General features: G+C 43.4%; 10 protein-coding genes. 6 read left to right on the forward strand and 4 right to left on the reverse strand.

Annotation, left to right across the window (positions count from 1 at the left end; genetic code table 11):
* From ACT3SX_RS10400 to ACT3SX_RS10425, 6 genes are all read left to right on the forward strand, one after another.
* Window positions 1-1,372: McrB family protein (locus tag ACT3SX_RS10400; protein ID WP_444518629.1), on the forward strand; the 1,372-nt coding region annotated here is incomplete at its 5' end.
* Between the two features lie 30 nt (window positions 1,373-1,402).
* Window positions 1,403-4,075: a DUF2357 domain-containing protein gene (locus ACT3SX_RS10405; RefSeq protein WP_442069846.1), complete on the forward strand. Its 2,673-nt coding sequence runs from the start codon at window positions 1,403-1,405 to the stop codon at window positions 4,073-4,075.
* A 215-nt stretch (window positions 4,076-4,290) separates the two neighbouring features.
* Window positions 4,291-5,490, forward strand: coding sequence for a sugar transporter (locus tag ACT3SX_RS10410; protein ID WP_192992401.1), 1,200 nt, complete (start codon window positions 4,291-4,293; stop codon window positions 5,488-5,490).
* Between the two features lie 190 nt (window positions 5,491-5,680).
* A complete protein-coding gene (locus ACT3SX_RS10415) occupies window positions 5,681-6,361 on the forward strand; it encodes a glutathione S-transferase family protein (protein WP_192518967.1) in 681 nt (226 codons plus the stop codon).
* Window positions 6,362-6,381: 20 nt separating this feature from the next.
* Window positions 6,382-7,239, forward strand: a complete 858-nt coding sequence (gene yghU / locus ACT3SX_RS10420; RefSeq protein ID WP_442069844.1) for a glutathione-dependent disulfide-bond oxidoreductase — start codon at window positions 6,382-6,384, stop codon at window positions 7,237-7,239.
* 280 nt (window positions 7,240-7,519) lie between these two features.
* Window positions 7,520-8,104 (forward strand): TetR/AcrR family transcriptional regulator, encoded by a 585-nt coding sequence (locus tag ACT3SX_RS10425; RefSeq protein WP_192992402.1) that lies wholly within the window; start codon window positions 7,520-7,522, stop codon window positions 8,102-8,104.
* A 15-nt stretch (window positions 8,105-8,119) separates the two neighbouring features.
* Here the strand turns inward: ACT3SX_RS10425 and ACT3SX_RS10430 are convergent, their stop codons facing one another.
* The 4 genes from ACT3SX_RS10430 to ACT3SX_RS10445 form a co-directional block, all read right to left on the reverse strand.
* Window positions 8,120-8,845, reverse strand: a complete 726-nt coding sequence (locus tag ACT3SX_RS10430; RefSeq protein WP_192518964.1) for an ABC transporter ATP-binding protein — start codon at window positions 8,843-8,845, stop codon at window positions 8,120-8,122.
* The gene (locus ACT3SX_RS10435; protein WP_192992403.1) at window positions 8,838-10,061 is read right to left on the reverse strand and encodes an ABC transporter permease; all 1,224 of its coding nucleotides are present in this window, start codon (window positions 10,059-10,061) and stop codon (window positions 8,838-8,840) included. Before ACT3SX_RS10435 ends, ACT3SX_RS10430 begins: the two co-directional genes overlap by 8 nt.
* Complete coding sequence (locus ACT3SX_RS10440; RefSeq protein ID WP_192992404.1) at window positions 10,058-11,362, reverse strand: efflux RND transporter periplasmic adaptor subunit; 1,305 nt, start codon at window positions 11,360-11,362, stop codon at window positions 10,058-10,060. The genes ACT3SX_RS10435 and ACT3SX_RS10440 overlap by 4 nt, the downstream gene beginning before the upstream one ends.
* 219 nt (window positions 11,363-11,581) lie before the next feature.
* Window positions 11,582-12,442 carry an HpcH/HpaI aldolase/citrate lyase family protein gene (locus ACT3SX_RS10445; RefSeq protein WP_192992405.1) on the reverse strand — a complete coding sequence of 287 codons (861 nt, stop codon included), beginning with the start codon at window positions 12,440-12,442 and terminating at the stop codon, window positions 11,582-11,584.
* Window positions 12,443-12,471: the final 29 nt, after the last annotated feature.

Consider the following 12,471-nt stretch of genomic DNA (forward strand, 5'->3'; position numbering starts at 1 on the left):
AAATATCTATAAGCAAATACAACCAATTTATAAAGAGTTAAAAACAACTGATTTTGACTCACAACCAAAATCACATACGCTACTTAATGCCAGTGCTGTTATGAAAAAAAATCTTCCTAACGATGTAACCTTCCTATCAAAACCTTTCCTCCTATTAGCTGGTATTTCCGGTACTGGTAAAACTCGCTTTGTCCGTGAGCAAGCCAAAGCCACAGGTAGCCTTAGCGATACCTACTGCCTAACCTCCGTACGTCCTGACTGGCACGAACCTAGTGACATACTTGGCTATATATCACGCTTGGGTAGAGATGGTCACGCTGAATATATCACCACTGATGTGCTGCAATTCATTGCCAGAGCGTGGCGTGCGATTATCGATGCAGAACTTGAACTAAAAGTTGATGGCGACTGTCGCCTCACCGTAACCGGTAATCAAGACCAGTTAAATCAGGTGCTGCCCTATTGGCTATGTTTGGATGAAATGAATTTAGCACCTGTTGAACAGTACTTTGCAGACTATCTATCTGTTTTAGAAACTCGTGAGTGGCAATGGAATAAAGGCAACTTTAATTATCACTGCGACCCGCTATTGAAACCTGCGACTATCAAGCAGCTAGAAGACATAAACGAACTGCGTAATGCCTTAGGCTTTGTAGATGTTAAATATGACAGGGAGTGGAAATTATTTTGTGCGTATGGTTTAAGTTTGCCTTTTAATTTAATCGTAGCTGGTACGGTTAATATGGATGAAACTACCCACGGATTCTCACGCAAGGTCATTGACCGTGCTTTGAGTTTTGACTTTGGAGACTTTTTCCCCAATGACTTTGACCATTTCTTTGAATCAAAAGTCACTCATAACACGTTGAGTTATCCTCTCTACTCTCACGCCACTGCTGACAATCTACCAGTAATAGACAGTGATGGTCACAAAAGTATCGAGTTTTTAAAAGCCGTCAACCAAGTGTTGGACAATACACCATTTAAGCTGGCTTTTAGAGCTCTCAACGAGCTACTACTAGCCGTTATTAGTGCCCAACCTAAAGATGAACAGCAGCTACAAGCAGCTTGGGATGACTTCTTAATGTGCAAGGTATTGCCGCGTATCGAAGGCGATTACGACAAATTAGCGCTTATAGATAAGGCTACTACTAGCAATGAGCAGTCATTACTCACAAAATTAGCCACCATCTTAGAGCGAGAGTTGAGTAACATATGGACTACCACGAATGATGTGAATAAGCTACGCACTGACTTATATCGCAAAAATGTAGATGGTAGCACTTTGTCTATCAATTGTCGTAGCAAGGCTAAATTAGCTTGGATGCAGCAGCGCCTAGAACATTCAGGTTTCACCAGTTTTTGGCCTTAAAATGCAGACAGCTGACCTAACGGAGCGACCATGCCAGATCTATTAAGGATACAAACCGCTGATTTTGAGCTGTCGATTTGGTGTAACGATATCAGCAAACGCCAAGCGGCTTATGAGGCGACCTTAGCTAAGCGGCAAGCTACCAGTAACCACAACACTGAGCAACCTATCATACGTTTCTCTCCGCCCTTAGCGATTACTGAAGCTACCTTTATGGATCAGCCCATAGACATAAAAGGCGTCGTCACTCATTCTGGATTAGTAGAAGCACTTGAGTTAGATAATTTTATTTTCTTTGAAAATATCCAATATCACTTTGAATGGATTTTTTTGAATAACAAGCGCATTAATGAAACAAGTATAGATGAGTCTAATCAAGCCATTAAAAGCCGAGCTACAGACAATATCAATAATATTAGTGATGTTATTGACGTTGAGCGAGCTTATCTAACTCATCGTAGTCATTTAATTAATGAGAGTTTTCGGTTTAGTCAGTCTCGCTCTCGAATGCCTGCGCATCTAACAGGTACTATCAATACCGCAAACGATGTCGGTTGGCTGCGCCTGCCTCTCAATTACGTCAAATCAAACCACACTTATCAAAGCAACATCGCCTTTGAAGTTTTGCCCACCAAGATGAGTCTGCACGATGACTTGCCAGCGATGTATCAAGTGATTGATACCGTCTTTCCTCTTTGGCGCTTTAGTCTGGTAGAGAAAACCGAACTGGATAGCGCACAAACCAAACAGCGACATCAGTTTCCCTTGCTTTGGCTTGCTAACTTTAGTCATTTACGCAGCCAACTAGCGTATGCACTAAAAGTCATTAATCAAGCACCGCATAGCCGTTTGCAGGCTCATATCTCTTATAACAAAGCAACACGGCTAAAAGGTAATATCCCTGCACGACTGGGAGCAAAAATAAAAGAGGACTTCGCGAATGGTCTGTATGATCAGCGTTATCAAGTCACCAAAAAGCGGCTAAGTGTCGATACACCAGAGAACCGATTTATCAAAATGGTAGTAGCTACCTCTAAGAAACGACTGGCTGACTTTGAATATAAACTTAGGCAAAGCAATGCAGCACCAGATAAGCAACGGCTATCTGATACCTTTTTAGATGAGCTGCATCAGTGGCAACAGCCCCTACAGAAAACGCTGAGACAAGGTTTTATGACCGATGTGTGCGATTATAATGGTCGTAACCGTGAATCATTAGTATTGCAGCAAAAATCCGGCTATAGCTCTGTATATCGAATTTGGCAAGAGTTAAAATTTTATCTAGATGTCTTTGACAACCAATCTAGCATCTCTATGAAGTCAGTCGCGGAAATCTACGAAGTCTGGTGTTTTTTGACCATTAGAAACATCTTGATAGATGAGTTGGGCTTTAAGGAAGTATCTGCCAGTAAGCAAGCGTTAAAACTTAAAGACTTTTTTGAATATCAGCTCCAAGATGGCTTCGCTGGTGCATTTGAGTTTGAACGTAATGATGGTATTACAGCAAGGTTAGCACATGAACCACCATTTAATAAAACAACCAAAGATATTCGAACTTATTCAGTTAGCCAAAAACCTGATATCGTCTTAGAAGTTACTCTACCCAATAACAAACGCTTTATTTGGTTGTTCGATGCTAAATACCGTATCAAGACACTTAAAAGTCGCTATGATGATCCTGAACAAAACATTGATACTATGGATTTTGTACCGGATGATGCCATCAATCAAATGCACCGTTATCGTGATGCCTTGATTCGTATTGAACGAGATAAAAACTCTCTTAATGAAAAAGGTAGCAATAAAGAAACAGCCAAAACGCAAAAAAGCCGTCCGATATTTGGCGCATTTGCGCTATACCCAGGTTATTTCAACCAGTTAGATACTAAAAACCCTTATCTCAATTCCATTGACGAGGTCAGTATTGGTGCATTTGCACTATTGCCAAACGCCCTAAAAACGAATTCAAAAAGCAATGCTGGACATTACTGGCTATTAAGTTTTCTGCGCCAACAGCTTGGTAATGGCATCAACTCTCAATCTAATGATACACAATCAAGCACTATCGCGTTGACCAATAATACAATAAGAAACAATGAGGTGAACAGCAAGGCTGTCGCTTATCAAGCTAATAGCCATCAGGTTGATAAAGTTGCTAAACATAACCATCAACTCGAAGAGCGTTTGTATTTGCAAGAAGCAACACGTATACCATACTCAGGCATGGAGCAAATCCTCTATCCAGATTTGACCTTGACCATTGCACTAGCACCAAAAGCGGGACGTCATAAAGAGTATATAGATGGCTTCAAACACAGTACCGCTCAGTGGTATCACTTACCTCAAACTACATTTTTAGATAAATACAAACAACATATCGTCAATGAAATACGCTATTTAGCTATTGCTACGACCAATGACGCTCAACTAACGAGTAAACAAATAAGCAAATTATGGCCAATTGAAAGTGTTACTCTTGTCCCTAGAAGATCAATAACTGCTGAACAATCTGGTAAGAGCTCTAAAGATACGAAACCATACTACTTATTTAGACTAGGCAAGCCCCTAACTATAAGAGACACGGTTGATAATGTGCCCTTGCGTGATTTCAAAAACTCAATGAAGCTCACCACCCTAGAGCACTTACAACAAGCAGCCAGCTTTGATGAGCTACAGACAGTCTATCAACAAGCATTAATCTAACCAGCCTTAGACTTGCTTATAGACAGGCTATAACGACTCATACTATGTCTTTCAAAAATTTTAAATAAATAGCTCATTAACAATCTTTAGTAAAAAGCACCTTCCACGACTTATTTTCACTTGTTATCTTGCCTCGCGGCCCTTGTATTCTAAGAAAGTCTGCCCCACTGTGACCTATCGCCCGTAGTATTAACATCTGCTTTATATTGGATATTATGAAACACAACCTTAAGGTGAGCTCAGATGCTCGCCGAACTCAGTATTTTCAAGTATTTTTGATGGGTGTTAGTGCCTTTATCATGAATACTACAGAGTTTGTACCCGTCGCCTTATTAAGTGACATCGCCCAAGACTTCTCTATCACGACGGCAGAGACTGGCTGGATGCTGACATTGTATGCATGGATTGTCGCTGCTATGTCATTGCCGCTGATGCTACTAACCAGCCAGTTTGAACGCAAACGTTTGCTCTTGGGAATCTTTGCGGTATTTATCGCCAGTCATGCGCTATCAGTGTTTGCATGGAGCTTTGATGTGCTACTCATCAGCCGCGTTGGTATTGCCTTATCACATTCGATATTTTGGTCCATCACAGCGGCTATAGCCATACGCATAGCACCTGAAGGCAAAAAAGCATTGGCGCTCAGTGTGCTGGCGACAGGTACTTCATTGGCGATGGTATTAGGTGTGCCTTTGGGGCGTTTAATCGGGCAATGGTTTGGGTGGCGCGCGACATTTGGCAGTATTGGTGTGGTCGCCTCAATCGTATTTATATTACAAGCGAGGCTCTTGCCTATCCTGCCCAGTATGTTTCAAGGTTCTTTTAGAAAAGTACCAGAATTACTCAAAAACCCATTATTGGTCTGTCTTTATCTCCTGATTCTGCTTGTCTTCACCGCTCACTATACCGCTTACTCTTATATCGAGCCATTCATGCGACAGGTCGGCGCAGTCAGTGAAAATGCAGCGACTTTCGTGTTACTTTTATTCGGTATCGCAGGGATTGTCGGTAGTGTTATATTCAGTCGTTGGGGCGATAAATTCAACACTCGGTTGATGCTGATATCTACTATATTGATGCTGGTATCGATGCTTGTTCTGTCGCTAGCGGTCACCTCGGTATGGGCGCTCAGCTTGATTGCGATGCTCTGGGGCGCAGCACTAATGCTACTCATTATCTCTATGCAAGCCAAAGTGATTATGATCGATGTCAATGCACAAGACATGCTGATGTCGATGTTCTCAGGCATTATTAATTTAGGTATTGGTACAGGTGCGCTATTTGGTGGTTATGCGGTGACGCATATTTCACTATCTAGTGTCGGGTATGTCGGTGCAGTTATCGCTGGTGTTGCCTTACTATTACTGATTTTTATGATAAAACGCTTTTCTGAATTGAGCGAAAGACTCGGTTAACTGACTATTTTCAAAATAACGATGCGTCCTCATGCGTTATTTTATCCTTATATTTGGTAATAAAATGAACGACTGCTCAAAATACACTTGAACGGTCGTTCATTTTTGTTTATAGTGGTTCTACAAAATACAGTTCACAGGCTGTTCAATCCGTTCAGATCAATACCTAAAACGCATAAGGATATTATATATGTTAAAGTTTTATTTTCACCAAACCCCTAACCCGATGAAAGTAGCACTCTATTTAATGGAGACAGGTCTACCATATGAGTTAGTCGCAGTGGATACGATGAAGGGTGAACAGCATACTCCTGAATACCGTGCTATCAACCCTAATGGTAAAACGCCAGCGATTGAAGACGATGGTAAGCGTGTCTTTGATTCGACTGCTATCCTGATGTACTTGGCCGAAAAAACAGGTCAACTAGCAGGCAAGCCTGAAGATCGTGGTGAAATGCTGTCATGGCTCATGTTTATAGCGACTGGTCTAGGACCTTTTTCTGGTCAATCAGTACACTTTAGTCATAAAGCACCAGAAAAAATTCCTTACGCTATCAATCGCTACCTTCGTGAAGCAGAGCGTCATTACGAAGTGCTAGACAAGCATATGGAAGGCCGTGAGTATCTGGTTGGTGATGACTACTCTATCGCTGATATCTCAGCTTGGGGCTGGATTGATAAGGCGGCGTTTATATTAGGCGAGCCAGGTTTAGATAACTATCCTAACCTAAAGCGTTGGTTTACTAGCATCAATAACCGCCCTGCAGTAGAGAAAGCGCGTAACATTGCCAAAGATATCGAGTTTAAGTCTGAGTTTGATGAAGTCGCAGCTCGTGCTCTATATCCACAAAACTTCGCAAAAGACGCATAATCGCGCGAGGAGTTATAAAAATGACGGACCAATACGTACCACCAAAAGTCTGGACACATGACGCAGAGAGTGGCGGCAGATGGGCCAGTGTCAATCGCCCTGTTTCAGGCGCTACTCATGAGCAAGCGCTACCAGTAGGTGAGCATGACTTGCAACTGTACTCTATCGCCACGCCTAATGGCCAAAAAGTAACGATCATGTTAGAAGAGTTACTGGCGCTGGGCAAAGCGGCAGAATATGATGCACATATGATTCAGATTGGTGAAGGCGACCAGTTTGGATCAGGGTTTGTAGATGTCAATCCCAACTCAAAAATTCCCGCTTTGGTTGATCGAAGTGGCGAAGATAATGAGTCTGTATTTGAATCTGCCTCTATTTTGGTACATCTTGCTGAAAAATTTGGAGTACTACTGCCTGAAAAAGGTAGCGCGCGGACCCAAGTATTTAACTGGTTATTTTGGTTACACGGTTCTGCACCTTACTTAGGTGGCGGTTTCGGTCATTTTTATGCTTATGCGCCCGAAAAATTCGAATATGCGATCAATCGCTTTACCATGGAAACCAAGCGCCAATTAGATGTATTAGATAAGCAGTTGGCAAACAATGAGTTTCTGGCTGGTGATGAGTACAGTATTGCCGATATCGCGACTTGGCCATGGTACGGCAACTTGGTCGTGGGCACTCAGTACGACGCACAAGAGTTTTTGCAGGTTGATGACTACCCTCATGTACAACGTTGGGCAAACGCTATTTTGGCAAGACCAGCCGTACAACGTGGTCGTATCGTCAACCGCACTTGGGGCGAAGCGTGGGAACAGTTAGCAAACCGCCATAGTGCCCAAGATATCGATGATGTATTAGCATTAAAACCAGAGTAGACTTACCTACTAAATTTATTCTGACTAAAACATCCGTTTGAATACGGATAACACATAAAAACCAAGTGACATCATTATCAATGCAAACGATAATAGTGTTACTTGGTTTTCTGATTATTGTTTTCTGATTATTAATCAGATAGTTTTAAAACATAGTCGGTGCAATATAGTTGGAATACAAGGAAGCCGAGTAAAAGTGCTACGAATAGTAGACTGAACGAGACTGCCACCGTATCCAATTTATAACGGATTGGCTATAACTGCTTTTAAGGTGAAAATGATGAGTGCACATGCCAAGTTTGACCGTGATGAGGTCATCGAAAAAGCCAAAGACCTGTACTGGGAAAAAGGCTATCACGCCACGTCTATGAGAAACCTACAAGACGTAGTCGATATGCGTCCTGGCAGCATTTATGCCGCTTTTGGCAATAAAGATAGCCTGTTTAAAGAGGCGTTAAATCGCTATGCTGAACAAGGCGCTACAAACCTTGCCAATAGTATTGCACAAGAAAAAACCAAGCTTGAGGGTCTAAAACGTTTCATCCATAGCGTGACTGTCTGTAATAAAAGCACGTCTCCGAGTGGCATGTGCATGATTGTCAAAACAGTCAGTGAGCTGACGAAAAACGACAGCCCCGACCTACTCGACCATGCGACAAATATTTTGGAAAATGTCGAAGCCTCTTTTGTCAAAGTTTTTCAACAAGCCATTGATAATGGTGAGATTGATGCTAGTAAAGATGCCACTGAACTGGGGCGCTATTTCCAAATTCAGATGATGGGCTTGAGAACCTATGCGCAGGTAACCGATGATAAACAAGCGGTCGAACAGTATATTGACAGAATGTTCGAGACGTTTTTGTAAAACTACTTTGTGATATTAGGACTCAAATCTTTTAACATTTAGCGCATCACTTTCGATAAGACCGTCTACCAGATTAATGGTACGATCACAGGATGCTGATAGACGTGGGTCATGAGTCACTAACAATACCCCACAATCACGCTCACGGTTGACCTGACGAAACAGCTCAAACACCTCAGCAGCGGTTACCGTATCTAGATTGCCAGTCGGTTCATCCGCTAATAATAATGCAGGCTCAGTTATCAGTGCGCGAGCAATAGCCACCCGCTGCTGCTGACCACCTGAAAGCTCATTTGGCTTAGTGTCGGCAAACTTCTCCAAACCCACCGCCTCCAGTAACTCGCGTGCCTTCTGTATTGCAGAATGATTTGGGCGACCCTTGGTCAGCATTAATGGCATTAATATATTGTCCAACGCCGTAAATGCCTGAATAAGGTGATGAAACTGAAAGACAAAGCCAATACTATTACCTCGTAGTGCCGTACGACCAGCATCATCCATCTTGCTCGTCGGCTGCCCGAGCAGATACAGCTCACCACTAGTAGGCGTATCCAGTAAACCAAGCACATTCAATAAGGTGCTTTTGCCAGAGCCCGAAGGCCCAATTAGCGCCGCAAAATCATCATTATCGATACGTAAATCGATACCATGTAGCACCTCAATCTCATTGGGCTGACCGATATTATAAGATTTTTTTAGTGCCTCTAAACGCAGCACTTCATGAGAGTTATTATTAGACATAACGAATAGCCACCACTGGATCCAATGCGGCAGCTCGGCGCGCTGGTATCGCCGCTGCCAATATACCGGTTAACGTCGCTAGCAACATAGCCAGCAAGACAAGCTCTATAGACACTGGAATATAAAACAAACTTGGGCCAAAAGTGTTAAATGCCCACACCAGCACATAACTCACCGCACTACCCAAAACAGATCCTAGCAAACCAAACACAGCGCCCTGAATCAAAAATATCCATAATATCTGCTGACGAGTGGCACCAGTTGCACGCAAAATCCCAATTTCTCGAGTACGCTGTACCACACTGACGGATAGTACGCTCGCAATGCCAAAGGCGACCGAAATACCCACAAACACAATAATCATATTGGTAGACAAGCTTTGCGCTGAAAGACCACTCATTAATTGGGCGTTGGTCTCGATCCAACTCTCTGCCTGTAACGATGTCAATCGCCCTACTTGTTCAGCGATATTGTCTGCCTCAAAAATATCTGCAACCGTCAAATCTATCACCGTAACGCCGCCTGGTAGGCTTAATAATGATTGTGCTTGTTTTAAATCTAAATAGACATAACGCGCGTCTAGCTCTCGAACACCCAATTCAAATATACCAGCCACATTTACCACAGTATTGTCCTGCTGACCTGTATCTAATCGCAGCTTGCTACCCACTTGCACACCGAGGTTTTTGGCAAGCTCGCTACCGATGAGCACATTATCAGCACCGATTCGCAGATCGCCACTGATTAGATACTCATCAAGCGGTATGATTTTTTGGTAACGCTCAAGCTCAGTACCGATCAATACCACCGACTCTAAGGCTTCTCCTCGCCGAACAAACGCAGGCCCTGATACCACAGGTGAAACTGCCGTCAAAAATGGCAGTTGATCAAGAGTATCGGTAATCTGCTGCCAGTTATTGATAGATCGTAACCGCTGAGGGCGCTTGTCTTCTTGCACCAGCTGTACGGTACCCGCTGCTACGGGTGCCACTAGATTGGTTTCATCTGGCGATACCAATTGAATGTGGGATTGACTACCAAGCGTGCTATCAATCAGATTGGTCTGTAAACCTTGAATCAAGGCTGTGATAAACACAATAACAGCCACACCAATGGCCACACCCACAGTGATCATCAGTGACTGTACCCGCCCTTCACGCAAAAAACTGAGCGCAATGACCGCGTTGATCCATAGTCGCCCAAAAAATATTTTCACGTTGTGGCCACCGATGCTTTATCGCTAGCCGCTGAGTCGTCATGGTTGTTCGAAGCCTTATCTTTAGAAGCATTGCTGTTTGAAGGATTGTTAGACGAATCGCTGCTAGTCAGATTGCTACTACTAACAAGCGGCATCTCTTTCGATTCCGTGCGTACTCGCTCACCATCGGCTAATGGCGAGGTCGCATCAGCCAATACTTGATCGCCCTCACTTAATCCTGAAACCACTTCGGACATTGCCAAGCCACGCAGCCCTAACGTTATTTTTTGACGCTGTACTTTACCATCACGTAGTAATCGTACTTGAGCTGTATCTTTTTGAATATTTGTTAAAGCATCATTCGGAATGACCAACGCTTGTGCGCGTCGACCTGTTTCGATATTCACAGAAACGGTCATGTCTTGCCGTAAGAACTCAGGCACTGGATCAACTGACAGTCTAACTTCAACCGTACCACGCTCAGAATCAATACTTGGCGCTATAAAATCAATACGGGTAGGAAAAGGCTGATCCGGATAAGCATCGGCAATAGCGACTGCCTCTTGCTCTAATGCCAAACGTGATAAGTTGCGCTCATCAAGCGGCACATGAATTTCTGTATTGCCAGCAAGCGCGATGGTAAATAATGTTTTGCCTGGCTGTACCAAGTCACCTGGTTCGACATCACGTGTGAGTACCGTGCCAGCGACCTTGCTGCGTACTTCAGTCTTATCGAGCTGAGCTTGCAATACCGCGATACGCTCACGTATTAGCACTTCTTCAACACCGCCAGCGGCTAATGCCTTAACTCTTAGACGCGCAGCTTTTAGGTCGTTACCTGCTTGGCTTTGTGCCTGTTCTGCTTGCTCCAACTCTTCATCCGAGATGGCTGAAATCGCTGCCAACTCACGGCGACGTGCCACATCACGAGTCGCTTGTGCCAGCTGTACTTCAGCTTTGGATAGCTCTACCGCGGCCTGTGGGCGTCTACTGCTCACTAGCTCAGTCAGTTCGGCCTCTACTTGACGTACTTGTGCAGCCACATCATCCGAGCTGAGTAGCAATAATAAGTCCCCTTTTGCTACTTGATCACCTTCTTGTACCAAGCGCTCAAGCACCACTCCGCTCACCTCACTACCGATTTGCGTGCGTGATGTCGTCACGACACGTCCAGTTGCAACCACTGTTTGCACGAGCGGCATAGGGGTGATGGTATAGCTAGGTAATAGTGGGCCTCGCCATGTACGAAATACAACAAAACCAACTGCAACTATCAGCAGTAAGATCACAATCAAATACTTATAGTTGATAGCGCGCAATGAACTTCTCCGATTTTGATGAACAGCGTCTTATGATAAGGAATCAAGTATAAAATATTTTACGCCCAGCGGTAGCCTATTAAAGACAACCACAATGCAAATATAAAAATCATTGTACCAACAATATTAATATTTATATAATATACCTTTCAGATACTTTTATAAATAAAAGGCGTGCTATCGCACTATTTTTAGCACTTAATTTTTAGCACTTAATTTTTAGTACTTATCCTGCTCATTCTTACTCAATAATTGTAGGCAACGCTGAATAACGGGGGCGTCTACCATTTGACCATCTATTTTAAATACAGCCTGTCCGCTACGCTCGTACTCCGTTACCACTTGCTGAGCAAATAACACTGCTTCATCTGTTGGTCGTAACGTTTGTTGCACAACCACCACCTGTTTAGGGTGGATACAAAGCATCCCCGACATACCCATCTGTGACCATAACTGTACTCGATCGTTCAGGCCTTCATCGTCATGAAAGTCAGGATAGACCGTATCGATCGGTGGTGCTAGCTGATGCACTTTAGAGGTCAGTACCAACTGATAGCGAATCTGATTGGCGACGATATCGGCGGCAGGGGTATCTACTTGTACTCGCAAATCATTGCACAAGTCCAGAAACCCATAACTAAACGCGGCTAATCCTGACATTTTGGCCATCGCATCGATCTGATACAGACCACGCGCGCTTTCTATTAGTGCGATTACAGGTAACCCAGTACCCTGATGGGCTTGCTCAATATCTAATGGGGTCTCACATTTTGCAAGCACAATCCCTGCAAGATTAGGCAGCTGTTGGCAAAGCTGAATATCTTGTATAAATGCATCACTGCCTGCTTTATTAATACGTAGCCAAACTGGCTGATAGTCAGCACTGTCATGATATTGTTGCAATGCTTTGCGAGCTTGTGCTTTATCTTCTGCTGCCACAGCATCTTCTAAATCGACGATAACCGCATCTGCACCGCTATTAAATGCTTTTACGACTCTATCAATGCGAGTTGCTGGCACGAATAGCCAAGTTTTATTTTGAAAAATTGTATTTATTTTATTATTAATCACTGAGTCCATGCGTCACTCCATTATATTGTCCAAATAGC

Origin of the sequence: Psychrobacter sp. AOP31-B2-9, assembly GCF_052378005.1 — a bacterium.
Lineage (GTDB): Bacteria > Pseudomonadota > Gammaproteobacteria > Pseudomonadales > Moraxellaceae > Psychrobacter.

Excerpts from the sequence above, each read along its gene's own strand:
- ACT3SX_RS10425 (WP_192992402.1), top strand. The coding sequence starts at position 7,520 with ATGAGTGCACATGCCAAGTTTGACCGTGATGAGGTCATCGAAAAAGCC.
- ACT3SX_RS10405 (WP_442069846.1), top strand. The coding sequence starts at position 1,403 with ATGCCAGATCTATTAAGGATACAAACCGCTGATTTTGAGCTGTCGATT.
- ACT3SX_RS10430 (WP_192518964.1), bottom strand. The coding sequence starts at position 8,845 with ATGTCTAATAATAACTCTCATGAAGTGCTGCGTTTAGAGGCACTAAAA.
- yghU (WP_442069844.1), top strand. The coding sequence starts at position 6,382 with ATGACGGACCAATACGTACCACCAAAAGTCTGGACACATGACGCAGAG.
- ACT3SX_RS10415 (WP_192518967.1), top strand. The coding sequence starts at position 5,681 with ATGTTAAAGTTTTATTTTCACCAAACCCCTAACCCGATGAAAGTAGCA.
- ACT3SX_RS10410 (WP_192992401.1), top strand. The coding sequence starts at position 4,291 with ATGAAACACAACCTTAAGGTGAGCTCAGATGCTCGCCGAACTCAGTAT.
- ACT3SX_RS10445 (WP_192992405.1), bottom strand. The coding sequence starts at position 12,442 with ATGGACTCAGTGATTAATAATAAAATAAATACAATTTTTCAAAATAAA.